Annotated in this window: 22 protein-coding genes and 1 other annotated feature; of the genes, 6 read left to right on the forward strand and 16 right to left on the reverse strand. The window is 26.7% G+C overall.

What is annotated here, in order from left to right; translation table 11 throughout:
• Positions 1 to 122 precede the first annotated feature (122 nt).
• From ACZ5TJ_RS09420 to ACZ5TJ_RS09460, 9 genes are all read right to left on the reverse strand, one after another.
• Positions 123 to 506, reverse strand: coding sequence for a hypothetical protein (locus ACZ5TJ_RS09420; RefSeq protein ID WP_055206960.1), 384 nt, complete (start codon positions 504 to 506; stop codon positions 123 to 125).
• 132 nt (positions 507 to 638) lie between these two features.
• Positions 639 to 2,021: a sensor histidine kinase gene (locus ACZ5TJ_RS09425; protein WP_464199118.1), complete on the reverse strand. Its 1,383-nt coding sequence runs from the start codon at positions 2,019 to 2,021 to the stop codon at positions 639 to 641.
• A gap of 5 nt (positions 2,022 to 2,026) precedes the next feature.
• Positions 2,027 to 2,710: a response regulator transcription factor gene (locus tag ACZ5TJ_RS09430; RefSeq protein ID WP_464199120.1), complete on the reverse strand. Its 684-nt coding sequence runs from the start codon at positions 2,708 to 2,710 to the stop codon at positions 2,027 to 2,029.
• 78 nt (positions 2,711 to 2,788) lie between these two features.
• Positions 2,789 to 3,406 carry a TlpA family protein disulfide reductase gene (locus ACZ5TJ_RS09435; protein ID WP_464199122.1) on the reverse strand — a complete coding sequence of 206 codons (618 nt, stop codon included), beginning with the start codon at positions 3,404 to 3,406 and terminating at the stop codon, positions 2,789 to 2,791.
• A gap of 20 nt (positions 3,407 to 3,426) precedes the next feature.
• Entirely contained in the window at positions 3,427 to 4,104 is a 678-nt protein-coding gene (locus tag ACZ5TJ_RS09440) for a cytochrome c biogenesis CcdA family protein (protein WP_464199124.1), read from the reverse strand.
• Positions 4,105 to 4,119: 15 nt separating this feature from the next.
• Positions 4,120 to 4,566: a hypothetical protein gene (locus ACZ5TJ_RS09445; protein WP_464199126.1), complete on the reverse strand. Its 447-nt coding sequence runs from the start codon at positions 4,564 to 4,566 to the stop codon at positions 4,120 to 4,122.
• Between the two features lie 146 nt (positions 4,567 to 4,712).
• On the reverse strand, positions 4,713 to 5,489 hold the full coding sequence (locus ACZ5TJ_RS09450; RefSeq protein ID WP_464199128.1) for a histidinol-phosphatase: 777 nt from the start codon (positions 5,487 to 5,489) through the stop codon (positions 4,713 to 4,715).
• A gap of 187 nt (positions 5,490 to 5,676) precedes the next feature.
• Positions 5,677 to 5,940, reverse strand: coding sequence for an SDR family NAD(P)-dependent oxidoreductase (locus tag ACZ5TJ_RS09455; RefSeq protein WP_464199130.1), 264 nt, complete (start codon positions 5,938 to 5,940; stop codon positions 5,677 to 5,679).
• Positions 5,941 to 6,006: 66 nt separating this feature from the next.
• Positions 6,007 to 6,870 (reverse strand): CAP domain-containing protein, encoded by an 864-nt coding sequence (locus tag ACZ5TJ_RS09460; RefSeq protein ID WP_464199132.1) that lies wholly within the window; start codon positions 6,868 to 6,870, stop codon positions 6,007 to 6,009.
• A 388-nt stretch (positions 6,871 to 7,258) separates the two neighbouring features.
• On the opposite strand from ACZ5TJ_RS09460, the gene ACZ5TJ_RS09465 reads away from it, so the two are divergent.
• From ACZ5TJ_RS09465 to ACZ5TJ_RS09475, 3 genes are all read left to right on the forward strand, one after another.
• On the forward strand, positions 7,259 to 7,681 hold the full coding sequence (locus ACZ5TJ_RS09465) for a zinc ribbon domain-containing protein (protein ID WP_464199134.1): 423 nt from the start codon (positions 7,259 to 7,261) through the stop codon (positions 7,679 to 7,681).
• A 179-nt stretch (positions 7,682 to 7,860) separates the two neighbouring features.
• Entirely contained in the window at positions 7,861 to 8,559 is a 699-nt protein-coding gene (locus tag ACZ5TJ_RS09470) for a GPP34 family phosphoprotein (protein ID WP_464199136.1), read from the forward strand.
• Between the two features lie 2 nt (positions 8,560 to 8,561).
• The gene (locus ACZ5TJ_RS09475) at positions 8,562 to 8,825 is read left to right on the forward strand and encodes a helix-turn-helix domain-containing protein (protein WP_464199138.1); all 264 of its coding nucleotides are present in this window, start codon (positions 8,562 to 8,564) and stop codon (positions 8,823 to 8,825) included.
• Positions 8,826 to 8,845: 20 nt separating this feature from the next.
• Here ACZ5TJ_RS09475 and ACZ5TJ_RS09480 read toward each other — a convergent pair whose 3' ends face one another.
• The 4 genes from ACZ5TJ_RS09480 to ACZ5TJ_RS09495 form a co-directional block, all read right to left on the reverse strand.
• Positions 8,846 to 9,550, reverse strand: a complete 705-nt coding sequence (locus tag ACZ5TJ_RS09480) for a GntR family transcriptional regulator (protein ID WP_464199140.1) — start codon at positions 9,548 to 9,550, stop codon at positions 8,846 to 8,848.
• Positions 9,551 to 9,735: 185 nt separating this feature from the next.
• On the reverse strand, positions 9,736 to 11,052 hold the full coding sequence (locus tag ACZ5TJ_RS09485) for a PTS sugar transporter subunit IIC (protein ID WP_464199142.1): 1,317 nt from the start codon (positions 11,050 to 11,052) through the stop codon (positions 9,736 to 9,738).
• A gap of 27 nt (positions 11,053 to 11,079) precedes the next feature.
• Positions 11,080 to 12,489, reverse strand: a complete 1,410-nt coding sequence (locus tag ACZ5TJ_RS09490) for a GH1 family beta-glucosidase (protein ID WP_464199144.1) — start codon at positions 12,487 to 12,489, stop codon at positions 11,080 to 11,082.
• A gap of 216 nt (positions 12,490 to 12,705) precedes the next feature.
• Complete coding sequence (locus ACZ5TJ_RS09495) at positions 12,706 to 14,001, reverse strand: dicarboxylate/amino acid:cation symporter (protein WP_464199146.1); 1,296 nt, start codon at positions 13,999 to 14,001, stop codon at positions 12,706 to 12,708.
• Between the two features lie 114 nt (positions 14,002 to 14,115).
• Positions 14,116 to 14,356, reverse strand: a binding site (T-box leader).
• Positions 14,357 to 14,552: 196 nt separating this feature from the next.
• Between ACZ5TJ_RS09495 and ACZ5TJ_RS09500 the strand changes: the two genes are divergently transcribed.
• On the forward strand, positions 14,553 to 15,194 hold the full coding sequence (locus tag ACZ5TJ_RS09500; protein WP_464199148.1) for an endo-beta-N-acetylglucosaminidase: 642 nt from the start codon (positions 14,553 to 14,555) through the stop codon (positions 15,192 to 15,194).
• Positions 15,195 to 15,219: 25 nt separating this feature from the next.
• Complete coding sequence (locus tag ACZ5TJ_RS09505; protein WP_464199150.1) at positions 15,220 to 15,936, forward strand: discoidin domain-containing protein; 717 nt, start codon at positions 15,220 to 15,222, stop codon at positions 15,934 to 15,936.
• Positions 15,937 to 15,974: 38 nt separating this feature from the next.
• Here ACZ5TJ_RS09505 and ACZ5TJ_RS09510 read toward each other — a convergent pair whose 3' ends face one another.
• Together ACZ5TJ_RS09510 and ACZ5TJ_RS09515 are read right to left on the reverse strand one after the other, a co-directional pair.
• Positions 15,975 to 17,324: an ABC transporter permease gene (locus ACZ5TJ_RS09510; RefSeq protein ID WP_464199152.1), complete on the reverse strand. Its 1,350-nt coding sequence runs from the start codon at positions 17,322 to 17,324 to the stop codon at positions 15,975 to 15,977.
• Positions 17,314 to 17,994, reverse strand: coding sequence for an ABC transporter ATP-binding protein (locus tag ACZ5TJ_RS09515; protein ID WP_464199154.1), 681 nt, complete (start codon positions 17,992 to 17,994; stop codon positions 17,314 to 17,316). The genes ACZ5TJ_RS09510 and ACZ5TJ_RS09515 overlap by 11 nt, the downstream gene beginning before the upstream one ends.
• Before the next feature lie 295 nt (positions 17,995 to 18,289).
• Here ACZ5TJ_RS09515 and ACZ5TJ_RS09520 point away from each other — a divergent pair, with 295 nt between their 5' ends.
• Positions 18,290 to 18,460: a hypothetical protein gene (locus ACZ5TJ_RS09520; protein ID WP_143329625.1), complete on the forward strand. Its 171-nt coding sequence runs from the start codon at positions 18,290 to 18,292 to the stop codon at positions 18,458 to 18,460.
• 23 nt (positions 18,461 to 18,483) lie between these two features.
• Here the strand turns inward: ACZ5TJ_RS09520 and ACZ5TJ_RS09525 are convergent, their stop codons facing one another.
• Complete coding sequence (locus ACZ5TJ_RS09525; RefSeq protein ID WP_464199158.1) at positions 18,484 to 19,929, reverse strand: glycosyltransferase family 39 protein; 1,446 nt, start codon at positions 19,927 to 19,929, stop codon at positions 18,484 to 18,486.
• Positions 19,930 to 19,941 lie beyond the last annotated feature (12 nt).

Consider the following 19,941-nt stretch of genomic DNA (forward strand, 5'->3'; position numbering starts at 1 on the left):
CTGTTAATCTTTTAACAGTTTATTTCCTATTATCTCCTTTTATCTATCTAACTTTAAAATTATATTTAAAAGCAACCTAAAATATACATTATAGGTTGCTTTTAAGAGCTCTATTTTTATTATCATAATTTCTCTTTAAACTTATTATACCATCTCTCTACAGATGCCCTTTCTCCAATATTTATTCTCTTATATATTATATTAAGCGGCAAAACCTTCTTTTCATTCACTTTCAAAAATATCACTTTGCCATCGTTTTCTTCCCAATCTCCACCAATATTTTTACTTATGACTTCCCCAAGATAACCCCCAAAAGTCATTGATAAATCAAGTAATCTATCATCATCCACTTCTTCAGCTTCATTTGCCCTATGAAATACTTCTAAAATTTCATCTACTATGCCTAAACTCTCTTCTGTAAAATCTAGATTTATTCCTAAGTTCTTTTTTGAAAAAATAACAGCTCTAAGGGATGCTTCTTTAAAAATTCTCTCTAACCTATCCATTAGAATCACACCTGCCTTTGTATAAGCTTAAAGGGGATACCTTAAAAGCTCTATATTTCCTTTTAAGATTTCCCCTTTAATATATTGTATTCTATTTACCTTTATAGGTGATTGTTTATTAAATTTTATAACTTATTTAGGTAGTTTTATTATAAATTCACTTCCATTATTAATTTTACTTTTTACTATTATAGTACCACTATGCTTTTCAACTATTGTTTTAGCTATTGTAAGTCCAACACCTATACCACCAGACTTTCTATCTCTTGATTTATCTACTCTATAAAATCTTTCAAAAATATACTTTATATCACCTTTATCAATTCCTATACCAGTATCCCTTATTGATATATAATTATATTCTTTATCATCAAAGGTATTTATATATATTTTGTCACCTTCATTTGAATATTTAATACTATTAGATAAAATATTTATTATAGCCTGACTTATTTTATCCTTGTCGCAATATATTGTTATGGAGTTTAAATTAAGGATAAGTTCTATCTTCTTATCTAATAATTGTTTTTCAAAATTAATTATTAAAGTATTTATAAGCTCTTTAATATTTACACTCTCTTTATTTATTAAGAAATTATCCTCTTCATAGGTTGATAACTTTTCTAAAGATCCAACTAATCTAGTAAGTCTTTCTATTTCATCGTATATACTTTTAAGTCTCTCCTCGGTTGGCTCCCATATACCATCTATTAAAGCTTCAACTTGCACACTTATAGTTGTAAGAGGTGTTCTAAGTTCATGGGATATATCTCGAGTTAATATTTTTCTTAAGTTTTCTTGTTCTTCTAAATTATTAGCTAACTTATTTACAGAATTAATCATATTATTAATTTCTTCTATTTTACTTTTAACATTAACTTTATTAGAATAATCACCATCTGCTATTAAATTTGTTGCATTTACAACATTTAAAACTGGTTTACTAATTGAATGAGATATAGTAATACCAAGTATTGCAGATAAAGCTACTGCAAAAACTCCAACTGCTATTAAAACATTATTTAACGTACTAAAAAATATTAAATCTGAATCATTATAATAAAAAGGACCTATATATTCTATTTCTACACTACCTACATTTTCTCCATTTGATTTTAAATTAAACTTTTCAATAGTAGTATTTGTTCCATTTAAAGTAGGATTTATTTTATTTATATTAGCCTTCATCTTTTTAAGTATTGATTCACAAAGCAAATTATTTTTTTCCCTAGCATTCCATACTACTTTACCATTTTCATCTTTTATATTAAGTATTAATCCTTTTTCTATTGCTTCAGTTCCTATTAAATCTATATTATCTATATCAAACTTTTTATTTTTATAAGTGTTATCTATGCTTTTAACTACATCTTCTTTCCTTTGTTCTATTCCTTCTTCAATATACTTATTAAAATTTTTCTTAATAGATATATTAGCTACGGTACCTATTGATAATACTATAATTAATGAAAATAAAATAAATATAAAGGTTAATCTATGTTTAAGTTTATTCAAAATTTCTATTCACCACCAAATTTATACCCTACACCATGTACTGTAAGTACATACTTTGGATCTTTACTATTATCTTCTATTTTGCTTCTTATATTTTTTATATGAGAATCTATTATTCTATCATATACATAATTATCTTCTTTCATAGTTTTATCCATAAGCTCTTCTCTTGTAAATACAACATTTGGATTTTTAGATAGTTCTAGCAATATTTTAAATTCAGACGGCGTAAGTGTTACTTTTTCATCCTTTTTAAAAACTTCATAACTTGCAGTATCAATTACTAAATCCCCATAATTAAAATACAATCTCTTTTTCTCATTACTACATATTCTCTTTAAGACTGCATTAATTTTTGATACTAAAATTTTAGGACTAAAAGGCTTTGTTACATAATCATCTGCTCCTATATTAAATCCATTTAAGGCATCTTCTTCTTGTATTTTAGCTGTTAACATAATAATTGGAACATTTGATTTTTCCCTTAAAGTTTTACATATATCTTCTCCACTTATATCAGGCAACATTAAATCTAATATAATTAAATCTATATTATTATTTTCATATTCTTTAATTGCATCTTTTCCGTTAAATGCAGTAATTACATTATATCCGCTCTTTTCTAAATATACTTTTATAACTTCTACAATTTTGTATTCATCATCAATAACTAATATATTTTTCTTCAAAGTAAAATCATCTCCTAACCATTTATACATAAAAAAGATTAGCTAAATTATAATTTACTAATCTTTTCTACGTTAAATTTATTTCTCTATAACTCTATTTATGTTATTGTCTAAAATATCTTCTGATATAAGACCAGTGTGGTCATTAATAATATTTCCTTCCTTATCTATAAAAATAGTTCTTGGAAGGGCGTTTACTCCATAAGCATCTGCTGCACTTAAATCTTTATCAAACAATATATTCATATTATAACCTGTTGACTCTATATAATCTAATGCTTTAGCTTCTGTTTCTCTAACTCCATCAGTAATATTAACCATAAGTATCTCTACATCTTTATCTTTATATTTTTTTGTAGCTTCATTAAAATACGGCATTTCAAGTTTGCATGGTGGACACCAGCTAGCCCAAAAGTTAATAACTACGCTTTTCTTACCTTTATAGTCAGAAAGTTTAACTGCTTTTCCTTCTTTATTATAAACTTTAAAATCTCTAAAAGCTATGTTTTCGTTAGGGTTGCTTTTTGAATTATAAATATTATTAAGTTTCGTTTCATTAGATTCATCATTAGTTTCACTATAAACATTTGCTTTTTCAGCATACTTATTACTTAAATATTTATAAGAAATTCCACCTACTACTAACAATACAACGATTGCTACAAGTGAAATTATTAAATTCTTTTTACCGTTCATATATCTTCTCCTCCTAAAAATTAAAATGTTAATATAGATAAAACTAAGTTTAAGTATCCTGTTGCCATCATTATTCCTACAACAATTAAAATTATTCCTGATATTTTATTTATTATATTGTAATTTCTCTTTATGAAATTAAATGCATTTTTTAGAGAATCTATAAGTATTGCAGACATAATAAATGGAATTCCAAGTCCTAAACTATATATTAAAAGCATCATAACTCCTTCTATAGATCCACCTGAATTTGCTGCAATCATTAAAGCTGATCCTAAAAATGGCCCAACACATGGAGTCCATCCAATTCCAAATATCATTCCAAATAAAGTGGCTGATACTATTCCGCTTTTATTTTTAATAGAATCATTATTTATTTTAAAAGTTCTTTGTAATATTCCTATCTTTAAAATTCCAATATAATTAAGTCCAAGTATAATTAAAATAGCTCCTGAAATTATATTAAAAATCTTTATATTTTCTTTAAGCAAGTGTCCAAATGTACCAATTGCACCACCTAACATAGTAAATATGAAGGAAAATCCTATAACAAAAAATATTGAATTTATAAATGCCTTGCTTTTATTATTCCCTTCATCACTTCCCATAAAATACGATATATAAATAGGTATCATTGGTAATATGCAAGGTGAAATAAAAGTTATTATCCCTTCTAAAAACAATATTAAATAATTCATTTTATCCTCTCCTTTCTATAATGCACATTTAAGACGTTCATATATTTCTTCACTTAATGCCTCTTCATCTATATCTTCTTTATTTTCAACTGCTCTTATAATTCCTACTAAATCATTATTAAGTAATATTCCATAATTTATATCTTTAACTATTATATTATTTAAAGTAATCTTTCTATCATTAACATTAATTGTTTCATTACTTTCAGGATTAATTATTTTAAGATCACTTTCTTTTTCTACCCCATCTATTTGCAAAGTAATACTTTTCGTGTCTTCAATTATATTTATCATTGGGTAAAGACGACCTTCTTTATAATTAGCTTTTATAGTTATACTATCTTGCTTTTCATTCTTTTTTTCTAAATTTCCTGTTTTCATATAAGATTTAAAAGCAATTCCACCTATAACTAAAAATATAATAACTAAAATAATTAACACACTTTTTTTCTTTGTACTCAAATTTTATCCTCCATTTAAATATTAAATTTCCTATCTATTAATATACTTAAAATATTTGTTGATTTTATGAAGAACTATATTTAAATTTATATAATAAAAAAGGTAATCACTTTTTTGTGATTACCTTTTTTATTATGTATTAATTTTTATAGTTCTAATTTTTCTATAATTTCTAATCCATTCTCTTTAGCAAAGTTAACTCCCATTTCAAAATCCCCAAGTTCACATGGATTATGAGCATCAACTCCAACTATTCTCTTTACATTATATTCTTTTGATAATTCCCAAAATTCTTTAATTGGATAAGCGAATCTTTCTCCACCATTATACTTAACCTTAGGTTTTCTCATTCCATTTACATTAATTTCTATTGGCATACCTACTTCTTCTGCTGCTTTTAAAATTTTTCTTGATGCCTTTATTGCATTTTCATCAAAATCTTTATATCCAAGCCCAAAAAGATCTGGATGAGCAATATAATTAAATAGACCACTCTTTATAGATTTTACTACATAATCTGAGTATACATCTAACATATCTTCTGTAAGTCCATGTCCTACATAATGCCATTCTCCTTTATATGGGAAAAAATGTACTCCTAATATTAAATAATCAAATTTATACTTTTCTCTAAGCTCTTTATAAAACCATAATAAATCTTCGAAATATTCACATTCAAGGCCTTTTTTTATACTTATTTTTTCTTTATGTCTTTCTATTGCCTCTTCAATTTCTTTAATATAATTTGGAATATCATCTACAGACATTCTGTGGTGATTATCAATATCTTTACCTGGATGAGGTAAATGATCTGATATTCCGATTTCTGAAAAACCGTTTTTTATTGCTTCTTCTACATAATCTAAAGCTGTTCCTGTTGCATGATTGCATCTGTAATTATGGGTATGATAATTCGTCTTCATTTGTTTCCTCCTACTTTGATCTATTTTTATTAGATCATTATAGTAAAACCGCACACTAATTAATCAGTGTGCGGTCTTTTATAACTAAGCTTAATTATATCATAAATTCTATTTTAATTCTAGGTTACGTAATTTTTATAGAGTTTTAATTAAAGTTTATCTATAAATTCTGCATATTGAGGGGTTGCTATTGCAAATCCTCCAGCAACTTCTTGTAATTGTCCTGTAATATATGAAGAATCATCACTTGCAAAAATTGAACAGCTATATTTTGAGTTAATGAATTTATTGCAGCTTTAGATGTACAATAAGCTATTCTTGATAAATCTGGAATAACTGATCCTATACTTGAAATATTAATAATACTTTCGCCTCCATTTTCTATCATATGAGGTATTGCAGCTTTACAAGATAATGGTATTGTCCATATTTCTATATTAAAAACCAACATTCAAATATAATTTTATATAAAACAAAAAGAGGTATTTTTAAAAACACCTCTTTTTTATGTATTATATTATTTAAAGAATTCTTGTGTTGCGTATACTCTATTACCAGACTTGTACACTCCTACTCCAATTGATTTGAAGTTAGAAGATAATATATTTGCTCTATGTCCTGGTGAGTTCATCCAGTTAGTCATGAATTGATCTGCTAATGCATTTGCATCAGAAACTCCACCTATATAAGCTATATTTTCTCCCCAAGCCATGTAATTTACTCCATCAGCTTTCATTTTAGCTGTTATAAGGTTACCTTGTGGATCTTTATGGTCAAAGTAATTTCTAACCCCCATATCTTGTGATTTTATTCTAGCATATTTTTGCATAGTGTTATTGTAAGATAATTGTGGAAGTCCAGCTTTTGATCTTTCTGCATTAACTCTTTCAAAGATTCTTGATTCTACTTGTGCCATAAAATTAGTACTTTCTTTTTCGCTTGTACTAGTTGTATCCTTCTTTGCTTGAGTATTTTCATTTACTGAAGGTTTACTTTGTTCCTTGTTATTTTCTTTACTTTCTACTTTAGCATTGTTCTTATTAGAATCTTTTGCTTGTTCTTTTTGACTAGCTTGTCCCTTATCATTTTGTGTTGGTGTACTGTTATTATTAACTACCTTACCAATACTGTTTTTAGATTGAGTATCTTCTGCTACTTTCTTATCATTAGATACTACTTGTTGCTTATTTTGATTATCTTTAGCTTCATTACCTTTATTCTCTAAATTATTTGTTTGTGATCCTTTAGAGTCCCCTTGATTCATAACTACTTCTGCTTTTTTGTTTTCGCTAACGTTTGCTTTATTAGAAAAACAATTAAAAAGTGTAGTTCCTCCAAGTAATGTAGTTGATAATAACATAGCAATTAGTTTTAATTTCATCTGTACCACTCCTTTTTATTTTTTCGAACTATTTACATAGTCCAATATCTTATTAGTTAAAGTACTTTTTACTCCCTCTAATGCTACCAAGTACATTTATAACATATTTTATACATATAATGTGTAGTAGATAGTTTCTATATATTGATATATAATACTTTGTGACCAAATTAATCTTATTATGGAAACCTAATCTTTAATTATTTTTACGCTATAACTTACTTCAAGGCATGTCCCAACAAATTCCTTAGAATAAATTACTAAGTAAGATTTTTAATATTTTTTCTAAAATAACTATAAATTTTGAACATAATTTTAAAGTTTAATTGAAATTTTTTAGTATTTTGTGGTAAACTATTTTCTAATAGATTTAAGGAGTGATAATTTTTTGAATATTTTTTATGGTTCATACGGATTTGATATATTATCAATATTTTTGCTTATAGTAAGTATGTTTTTAAACTTAAATAAATATACTAATTTAATTGGTACACTATTAATTCTTTTTGTTATATATAGAGCATTCTCTAAAAATATATACAAAAGAAGTTTAGAGTTAAATAAATTTATAAACTTAGCTAATAAACTATTAAGTAAATTCGGAAAAAGACTTCCTGAAAATTTACCTAGGACAAGTTTAGATCATATTCCTTATGTATTTAACAATATAAAGTATAGAATAACTCAAAAATTTAAATATAAAATAGTTAAATGTCCTAAATGTAATCAAAAGTTAAGATTACCTAGGGGTAAGGGGAATATAATTGTAACTTGTAAGCGTTGCTCACATGAGTTTCGTATAAAAACATAATACTTCCTAAAACATTAGTATATAAGATAAATAATAAGGATATCGGTAACCGATATCCTTTATTTTATTGAAAAACTCCAAGAATTTATATACATATTTGTATATTTTTTCAATAAAGAGTATACTATATAGTAAGTAGTAAGTGATAAGTAGTAAGTAATATTTATGGAGGTATATTTATGAAAATAAAAAATATAGAATTATCAACTACAGAACAATTTATTATTTTAGATCTTATAGGAAAGAATTTAATTAAAAATAATAAGGTTAAGGTAGGAAATAGCAAAATTTATTCAATTGCTTCAATTTTTATCGATCTATATTTTAAAGATAAAATTGCATTTAATGAAGATCAACAGGTTATTATTAATAATTCTAAATTAACAGGGATAGAATATAATGATATTGTTTTAAAAACTATTACTTCTAAAAAAACAATGAGTATAAAAGAATGGATGGAGTACTTCTATTCACATTCTAAATTACGTGATAGTATATACAATGCTATAGTCCAAAGCATTATTAAAAAAGATGCTTTAGAAGTTATAAGTAGTCCTTCTTTATTAAATTCTTCTAAGAAAAATTATATTGATTCTAAAAATATTGGTGATTTTCTAGTTCAAAAAATACGAGCTGAATTATTAGAAGATGGAAATATAGATGATAATACTTTATCTCTTATTATTTTATTAGATGAAAATAAAATGCTAATGTCTTATTTTTCAGAATATGAGTATAAGGATATAAAAGCTAAAATAGAAAAAATATATGAAGATAAAGCTACTGATAAATTTAAAATAATAAAAAAAGCTATTACAAATATTGAAGCATTTTCAGCATTAACATTAATTACAGATATAATTGCAGGATTGTTATAAAAATGTCTAGACCTAGAAGTATAGAGAAAATACAAAATTCTGATTTTATAACTATAAGTGAATTAGTTCAATTATCTGGTATGAGATATAGCACATTAAAATATTATACAGAAGAAAATCTATTACCTTTTGAGCAGTTAGAAAGCAGATTAGTAAGAAGATACCCAAGAATAGAAGCTCTTAAACGTATTGATGAAATAAAAAAATTAAAATCTAGTGGCTTAACTATAGAAGAGATTAAAATTAAATTATTAAAAGACTGCTGATATTTTGTCAGCAGTCTTAATTAATTTTTCCCTAAACTTAATAACTTTGCTTTAGTGTAATTATATTTTTCTCTTGATACATCAAATACTACTCCAGTATTTAAAAATGCAGTATTTTCAACAACTAATGTTGGATCCCCTTCATTTAATCCTAAAATTTTTGCCTCATTTTCATTTAACTTTTCACAGTATACAACTTTATCTGCAAAGCCTATATTTAATTTTAATGCTTTTTCAATATATTCGTATATTGAATCATCACATATTTCTTTATTTAAATAGGGAATTATTTCTTTATTATAATAAGACTCTTCATAAGCATATGGCTCAGAATTTAAATATCTTATACGTCTTATATGATACACTTCAGTCCCCTTTTTACATTTCATCTTTTCTGATAATTCTTCATCAGCTTCTATAACAGTTAACTCTAATAATTCACTAGTTAAAACGTCTTTAGCAAATTCCTTAGTTAATCCTTTCATACCATTTAAAGGTATACATCCTTCCTTTGAAAATTCCCTTAAAAATATTCCACTTCCTTGAACTTGATATATATATCCCTTATCAACTAATATTTCTATTGCTTTTCTTATTGTGTTTCTACTTACATCAAATTTTCTCATAAGCTCTTCTTCTGTTGGTAATTTACTACTATAAGGATACTTTCCTTGCAATATTTCTTTTTCTAGTTCATCACAGACTAGTTTATATTTGACCGCCATATTTCTACTCCATCTTTCTTTAATTATTTAATTTTATCTATATAAAATTTGAATCTATGTTTTAATATTTAAGATTTTAAGTATAACTTATATAATATTAAAAGCCTCTTTACATAAGTATATTTTATATAACACTTAGTGTAAAGAAGCTTATTTAAGTTACTTTATTAATCTAATATAAATTATTAATTAGTTGCTTCATTTACTTTGTTCTCTTCATTATAAGATACTCTATCTTGTAACTTAACAAATGGAAGATAAACAAATATTGACATAGCAAGTATTGCTATTTGAAGCACTGCTCCTTGCCATCCTGATAATAAGAAACCTGATATTATAGGTGGTGTTGTCCATGGAACTTGTACCGCTAAGAAAGGCTCTACAAATCCTAAAGTTATTGAGAAATAAGTCATTAATACTGCTAATATTGGAACTATAATAAATGGTACAATCATAAGTGGATTAAATACAATTGGAAGTCCAAATACTACTGGTTCATTTATATTAAATATACCTGGTATAAGAGCCATTTTAGATAACTCTTTAACTTGTCTTGATTTTGCAACTATTAAAGCTGCAATTAATAATCCTAAAGTTATACCTGCTCCTCCAAATTTTCCGTATATGTCTACCATTTGTACTGTAACAACCTTTGCATTTTCACCTACAACTAGAGATTGTCCAGCATCTACAACAGCTTGATTAGATAATGCATTAGCTGTTAATATAGGTGCCATTATTCCCATTACTATATTAGGTCCGTGTAATCCAAACCACCAGAATATTGATATTAAAGCCATAATTACTATTATTCCTACCAATGAATCTGAAAGGTTTTGCATTGGAATTTGTAATATTTGATATATGATCTCAGTTATTGAAACACCCTTAATCTTATCGCATACTATATAAACTATCATTGATAATGTTGCTATTATAAATCCTGGTATAAGTGCTGAGAAAGCATTTGATACACCTGGTGGAACACTCTCTGGCATCTTTATTCTTAAATTCTTTCTTATACATAAAGAATAAATTGCACCAACTGAAAGTCCTACTAATATAGCAGTTATCATACCTTGTCCAGCTGTCCAAACCTTAGGTATAACTCCATTAATAACTTCTCCTGATTCACTTATAACAAATGAATTACTTACTATTAAAAATGAAATAATACCTAATATTCCAGCTGGAACTGCATCTATATCATAAGATTTTGCATAAGAATATGCTATACCAAATACACCAACTAAAGCTATAATGTCAAAAGTTGCTCCTGTTACTTGGTTAAGTGGTTCAGTCCATCCTGCACCAAATATCCCTTCCATAAATCCATTCCAATTTGGAATTGGGAAATTCCCAATTAACATAAATACTGATCCTATAAGTGTTAACGGCATAGTTAACACAAATCCATCTTTAAGTGCACTTACTACTTTAGAATTTGCAAATTTCATAAATGCTGGTATCATTTTATTAAAAAATTTCTCTATTTGCCCCATAACTCTAACTCCCTTACTTTTAAATTTTTATAATTCTTCCCCTCTTGTTTTTATAACATTCTTATACCAATGGAAAGACAGTTTCTTTTTTCTTTCTAAGTTATTTTTGTGGTCAACGTATATAAATCCATATTGCTTTTTATATCCATTAAGCCAACTTAATAAGTCTATTACAGACCAAGCATAATATCCCTTTAAATTTATCCCTTCCTCAATTGCTCTCTTAACTGCTTTTAAATGCTCTTCAATATATTTAATTCTTGGGATATCTACTATTTCATCTTCAATTATTGGATCCTCATCTCCAAGTCCATTTTCAGTAATGTATAACTTAACATCACCATATCTATCTTTTAACATTCTAAGACCTTCTAAAAATCCTTCAGGAGATATTTCCCATCCCCATTTTGTATAAACCTTATCTTCCATCATTACTGTTTTGTATACTCCATCAAATGAAGGATTACCAGGCTTTCCTGTTGATTTATCTCTATCTGCTTCATTAATTTCTACTTTTTCATAATTTTTAGTAACCCTTTGAGGTTGATAATAATTAAGTCCTAAAAAGTCGTTATAATCTGCTACTTCTTTTAATAAATCTAATTCTTCCCTTGTCCAATTTGGTGCTAATCCTTTTTCTTCTAAAATATCTACTACATATTTAGGATACTCTCCCTTTAAAATTGGATCATAATACCAGAATGTTTCATAATAATTTGCATGTTCTGTTGCCTTTAAGTTTTCTATATTATCATCAATACTAAAAGCTGGACTAAATACATGAGTTATACCTATTTCACCATATTGCTTTAATTTCTTATATTCTTTTATAGCTTTTGCATGAGCTACAAATACATTATGAGTAGCTTCAAAGTATTTCTTTTGATCATTTATAATACCTGGTGGATGTGCCCCTGCAATGTATCCTAACTTACAAAATACTATTGTTTCATTAAAAGTAATCCAATGCTTAACTCTATCACCAAAAGCTTCAAAGCAAGTTTTTGCATACTTAACAAAAGCTTCTACTGTCCTCTTGCTTGTCCAACCACCATCTGCTTCTAATGTTTGTGGTAAATCCCAATGGTATAAAGTTACGAAAGGAACTATTCCATATTTTAAACATTCATCTATTAAATTGTTATAAAACTCTAACCCTTTTTTATTTATTTCTCCATCTCCATCTGGAATTATTCTAGCCCAAGATATTGAAAATCTATATGATTCAAGACCCATCTCTGCCATAAGCTTTACATCTTCTTTATATCTATTGTAGTGATCTACTGCAATATCTCCATTTGTACCTTCAAATGTCTTTCCTGGTATCTTTGAAAAAACATCCCAGTTAGTTATTCCCTTACCGTCTTTATCCCATGCACCTTCAACCTGATATGAAGCTGATGCTGCTCCAAACAAAAAATCTTTTGGAAATCTCATACTCATCTCCCCTTCTTATTTTTGATTTATAACTATATATTAAATTCATAGGTACCAATTCATTGGTATGAATTTATTATATATTACCATTTGCTCTTTGTAAATGATTTCTTTTAAAAAAATTTAATATTTTTTAAAATTTCTTTTTTACTATGCATTACTTTCTACAAAATTTTACATAAAAATAAGACAAGCTATTTTAGCTTGTCTTATTTTTTATAAATTGTATTTGTATTTTTTTCTCTTCTCTGTTTCATCAACAAGTAATGCTGCAACAGCTGAACCTGTAACATTAGTTGTTGTTCTCATCATATCAATTATAGAATCTACCGCAATAACCATAGCCATACCTTCTATAGGTAATCCAAGTGTTGCAAGTACAACAGTTGTTGACATTGTAGCTGCACCTGGAACCCCTGCTATCCCTATTGATGAAATAATTGTTGTTAAAATTATTAGTATATATGAATACATAGTAAGTTCTATATTAAATACATTTGCTACAAATATTGCAACTATTGCAGGATAAAGGCCTCCACATCCATTCATTCCAATAGTTGAACCAAGTGGTGCAACAAAGCTTGCAATATTTTCAGAAACTCCAACTCTATTTACTAATGATTCAATAGTAACTGGTAATGTTCCATAGCTACTTTGACTTGTAAAGGCCACTGTTTGAGCTGGGAATATTCCTTTAAAGAATTTAAAAGGATTTTTCTTTGCAACAAAAGTTATAAGTGGTGTATAAACTAATATAAATTGAAGTATTGCTGCAATATATACTGCTACTATAACCCATATTAAAGACTTTATAGTGTCAATTCCATTACTAGCTGCTGCTGTAGTAATTAAAGCAAATACTCCATATGGTATTAATCTTAATACCATTTTTGTAAGTCTTAAAACTATTTCATAAGCTGATAATATAAACTCCTTAAATGGTTTTGCTTTTTCAGGATTTAAGTTATCTTCAATAACTAGTGCTACTGCAATAAATAAAGAGAATATAACAACTGGTATTATTCTATTATCTACTATAGCTCCTATTGGGTTTGATGGTAGCATATCCATTAAAACTTTTGAAAACGTAGGAATTTCTCTTGCCTGAAAGCTTTCTACTCCAACAAAAGCTAGTCCCTGACCTAATTTAAATAAGTTAGCTATAATAATTCCTATAGTTGCAGCTACTCCTGTAGTACCTAGTAATATAGCAAATGTTTTTATTCCAATTGATTTTAAAGTGTCTATATTTTTAAGTCTTACAATACTTGTTATTAATGAAACCATAACAAGTGGAACTACAATCATCTTAATTAAAGACATATAGCCTTTTCCTACTAAATCCATATAAAGAATATCTTCTTTAAATATAACTCCAAGTATTAAACCTAAAGATAATGCAGTTAACGTTGCAAATGAAAATTTATCTGTTTTCTTTCTAACTTTATATATAGCATAAATTGATAATATTGATAAAACTATTGATATTATTAATTTTATATTTATTTCCATGATAATTACTCCTTTTTTTCTAAATTAGTTAATTAATTTATATAATAAGCTGGCCAGCTAAAAATTATATGTATAAATCAAAAAAACCTCCTGCCTCTATGTATTCAATTAATACACAGAGGCAGAAGGTTATACTTCCACGGTTCCACTCTGGTTAGATAATAAATTATCCATCTCTTTTTCAGGTACAAACATACCCTAACTCTATAATGGGAGTTCCCATAAAAACCTACTTTTATTTCGGCCTTTCTGCTCCAAGGGGCACTTCAACAATACTTATTATAGGTTATCTCAGCAAACTAACCTTTCTCTGTAGTAACTTATATTATTTACTTTCCCTTTTCAACGCATTTAAAAAATTCGTATTTAATTGTTTATTATGATATATTATTTTATTTTACTAGTCAAGAAAAAGTTACACATTTTATAAAAATATTTTTATAATTTTTTCACCTTTTCTAAAATTACTACACTATTTATATTATTTCCAAGATGTTAAAATTTAATTAATCGTTTACAATTTTTAAATTTTTCAAAAGGAGATTTATACTATGCGTTCAAAAAAATTAAAGCTTATAATTACTGTAGGTTTAGCCTGTTCTTTAAGTATCGGTTTAATTTCTTGCTCAAATAGTTCTACTACAATAGGTAGAGATTCTAAAGCTACTTACAAAATAACAGAGGAAGCTGGAGAAGCAGTAGAAATTACTATGGCAAATCAACCAACAGCACCTCACTTTTTCCCAAATGAGTTACTAGAATGGGATGCTAAATCTGATAAAGATATAGAATTTAATAAAAGCGTTGTTCCATTAGCTAAAAGAGTTGATAAAGAAAAGTTATCACCTGTAAATGAAACTCAAAATAAAGATGTAAATGTTGTGGCTCTTTCAATTATGAATTCAAGTACAAGTGGAAATCCTTCCCAAGGATCAAATAAATTTGGTGCAAACACATTCTCTTACTGGCAATACATAGACAAGCTTGTTTATTGGGGTGGATCATCTGGAGAAGGTATAATTGTTCCACCAAGTGCCGATGTTACAGATTCTGCTCACAAAAATGGAGTACCTGTTTTAGGAACAGTTTTCTTCCCAACAACTGAACACGGTGGAAAAGCTGAATGGGTTGGTCAATTCCTAACAAAGGATAAGGATGGTAACTTCCCTATGGTAGGTAAACAAAGATCTTAAAACTGGAAAATCATCTACTGCTAAAATGGAATGGCCAGACAATAGCATTCCAAGAGCAAACTTTAAAGTTTCAAAAACATTAATTGCTCCAGGTGAACAAGTCAAATTTACAGATTTAAGTTCACAAGTTACTGAAAGTGTAGAATGGACATTTGAAGGTGCAAAAACTGAAACTAGTACTGAAAAAGAACCTAGTGTAGTTTATGAAAAAGAAGGAACTTATACAGTTACTTTAAAAGCTAAAAGTGCTACTGGAGAAGATGTTAAAACTATGGAAAAATTAATTACTGTAAGCAAAAAAGCTTCAAAAGATCTTACTAATCTTTCAAAAGGTAAAAAGACTGAAGCCTCAAGTTTTGTTAATCCAAATGAAGCACCTGAATTTGCTGTAGATGGTAAAAATGATACTAAATGGTGTGCTGTAGGTACTCCTCCACATAATATTACAATAGATCTTGGAAAAGCTGTTACAGTAAGTGAAGTTCGTATGGCTCATGCTGAAGCTGGTAATGAAAGCCCTGATATGAATACATCTGATTATACAATTGAAGTAAGTGAAGATGGTAAAAACTTTACTGAAGTTGCCTCTGTTAAGAAAAACTCTGCAAAAGAGACAATAGATACTTTTAAAGCAATTAAAGCAAGATATGTTAGAATAAACGTTACAAAACCAACTCAAGGTTCAGATTCTGCTGTAAGAATTTACGGTATAGATGTTTTAGGAATAAATGATACTATGTAATTTTAAAAAAAGGCTAAGATCAAATCTTAGCCTTTTTCTTATTCGTATTTTAATGCATCAATTGGATTTAATTTAGCAGCTCTAGACGATGGATATAATCCAGCTAATATAGTTATTATAATAGCAAATATAATTGTTATTACACTTATTTTTAAAGGTGATGCAAATACATTATTTAAAAATGTTACATCAGTTACTCCTTTAGATTTTAATACATTAATTGCAATTATTTTAATAATTTCTAAGTTAAATAGTGAGAATAATGTTCCAAGTATTCCTCCAATAAACCCTATTGTTCCAGACTCTACTAAGAAAATAAGCTTTATGTCACCTTTTGAAGCACCTACAGCCTTCATAACACCTATTGATCTAGTTCTTTCATATATTGACATAACCATAGTATTTATTACACCTAATGCTGCAACAAATAAAACTATAATTCCAACAATAGCAAGTATAGCTTTAACAACTATAAATACTGATTTTATTTTTTCTGCAACATCAACCATTGAAAATGTTGAATATTTCAAATCATTTTGTATATATTCATTTATAGGCTTTACATCACTAGCATCTTTAACTGTCACATTAACTGTTGATGGTCCTATTTCTTTATATGTATACTTATCATTTCTTTTCATAAATTCATTTATTTTATCTGCTATACTTATTGTTGTTATAATAGCATCTGAATGATTTACCTTATCATTAATTACACCAACTACCTTTGCTTTTATTTTAAGAGGTTTTTCTTTTATTGTTGCAAAACTTCTATCTGCTCTGATTTCTATATCTTTATTTATTATATCCTTTGCATTATTAATTCCTATTTTTTTAGCAAAACTCTCTGTTATCATACATTCATTTGACTCATTATTTTTGATTAATGATCCAGCTACTAAATATTTTATATCTGTATTATTATTTTTCTTTATTGCAGCTTCAACATCTGCATTAGAATATATATTATAATTTGCATCTATTCCCTCTACTGATGTAATTTTAGAATCTTTCTTTCCAAACTTTACGCTAGTTGCATCTGCTCGAAATATTGATACTATATCTGATATATTTCCTTTTTCTTTTATTTTATCTATAACTTGATTTGTTATTTTTTTATATTTAACATCAGAAACTGCATTTTCATTATTATCACTCTTACTATCATTCATATCTTTATTGTATTCAGTAGGTATTATAGATATAGTCTTAACATTACTAAACTCTCCAAGAGAATCTGTTATAAGGTTTTCTATGCCTTTTCCTAAACTAACCATTGTTATTATTAACATAACCCCAATTGCAACAGCAAAAGCAGTTAAAAATGTTCTAAATTTTCTTCTTCCAAGATTAGAAAAAGCCATTTTTATATAATCTTTAATTTTCATTTTTTATTATCTCCTCTATTTTTCCATCTTTTATCTTAACTACAGTTTTAACTTCTTTTGCCTGGTTTTCATTATGAGTAACCATAATTATAGTATAGCCTTTGTTATTTAACTCTTTTAATAAATCCATTATTTGTTTACCTGATTTTGAATCTAAATTACCAGTTGGCTCATCTGCAAATATTATATGAGGGTTATTTACAATTGCTCTTGCAATGGCTACCCTCTGTCTTTGTCCCCCTGACATTTCTGTTGGCTTATTTTTAATCTTTTCTAAAAGTCCAACCTTAGTTAGTGCTTCTATTGCCATCTCTTTTCTTTTTTTTCCTGAAACACCTGCAAATATTAAAGGCATCATTACATTTTCTAGTGCAGTTTTAGTAGATTCTAAATTAAAATTTTGAAATACAAATCCTGTTCTTGTACTTCTATACTTGGCAAGTTCTTTTTCCTTAAAACTACTTATATCCTTACCTTCTATTAAAACTTCACCAAAGGTTGGTTTATCAAGTCCTCCAATAATATGCATAAGAGTTGATTTACCTGATCCTGAAGGTCCTGTTATTGCAAGGAAATCTCCTTCTTCAACCTTTAGATTTATATTGTCTAAAGCTTTAAAATTCTCTTTCCCCATTTTATAATCTTTACTAATATTTTTTAACTCTATCATTATTAGCCCCCTTTTTATTATGAAATTTTTTCTATATATACATAATAAATGATTATTATACTCTTTATGTTATTTTTGAATAAATGTTTTATTATAAATTAATATTTGTTCACATTATTAACTTTTAAGTTAAATTTTTTTTGAAATTTTAATTCATTTAACAATACTCTTATTAATTTAACTATCAATTCACTAATTCATTTTAATATTTATATTTAAATAAACTAATTTTTTTATATAAATATGGATAAGCTAATATAGAAAAATGCTTTATATAACTAGGAGGTATATTTATATGGATAACAATAAGAACAGATTAAAAGATAGACCTAAATCTAATGCTGAACTTAGAAAAATGTATTCTGAATCTGGATCAGAAATAGGAATTGAACATGGGAAAAAAATAGGTTCTCATGCAAACGGTAAAAAATATACTAAAAGATCTAAACTATCTCATAATAAATAATAAAAAAGTCCCAAAGAGAGACTTTAAGTTCTCTTTGGGATTTTTTCTTTATAATTATCTAAAATTTTAAGTTGACTCAATGCTTCTACTGTCAAAATAACCATGCAAGGAATTATAAAATATCTATATCTCGTTTGAACTTCAACGAGTAAATGTACTAAAATATATCCAATAAATATTATTATAAATAAATAATAATTATTAAATGGAACTCTTCTAAATATGGTAAATATTAATGATAAACTCATTAATATTATTATTGCCATAAATTCAATCTTTTCAATTCTTAAAAGTATATTTCTAAATCCACCTGATACATTTTCATAATTTAATGAAAATCCAATACTTCCCCAGTCGTTTCCAGACCACATATACTTAAATTTTTTATCAAAAAGTTCTAACATAGCATCTTTATCTTTAATTCTTTCTAAAATTAATTTCTTTTCATATTCATCTCTTTCATTTCCTAATGGATATCTATTTACTAAATCCCCATCTTCTGAATTCCATAATCCACCGTGTTTTGGATTTAAGCCTACAACAAATTTCCAATAAGGTTCTCTATTACCTATATTATAATCTGTATAACCTTTTGCTTTAAACACTGCTGATACAGATGTCATAGTAAGCAAATATACTAATAATATTAATACTGGTCTTAAAATATTTTTAGTTAAAAATATCTTTGGCTTTTTAATATTGCTGAAATCTTTAAATATAAAAAATAAAAATAATGCAATTATTACAATTATCCCCTCTGGTCTAATTATATTTCCAAGAGCCATTAATACTCCACTAATAACTAACCATAAAATATTATTTTCTCTAGCTATTAATATATACAATCCTATATATATCAATAAGGTAGCTAAGTGCTGATTAGTTAAAACTGAAGTCATTGCTATACTAGTTAAATAAAAAGCATATATTAAAGACGGTATTCTAGAATATTTGTTATTTTTTAATTTGTCACATATTAAATAAATAACAACAGGTATGAAAGCTGAAATAAATGCATTTGTTATTTTTAATACTAATATAGAATCACCAAATATCCTTAAAATAATTGATTGAAATGCTGAAAATCCTAATTGATAAACCCACACTTCAAAATAGCCACTATTCCTTACTAATTCAGTATTTCCTTTTAATATATTTTGTGCACCTTCATACATTTGAGTAAAATCTGAAACTGGTACACTATTAATATTTAATACCCAAATTAGTCTTATAATAAAACTTACAGCAAAAAGTCCTATTATAAAATATTTTTTACTCTTTATTTTATAAAGTAAAAATCCTATTAATATGCATACTATAAAATATACTATTACATATATTTTCTCACTTTGTATAACCTTTGTTTTATGTACATCATTAAAATTTAAATACACCATTAATCCTAAAATTATGGATGTTATAATTAAAACTACTAAACGCGATGTATTTTCAAAAAATTTTCCTATCATCTTTTTACCTTT

It is taken from the genome of Clostridium budayi, from assembly GCF_055396605.1.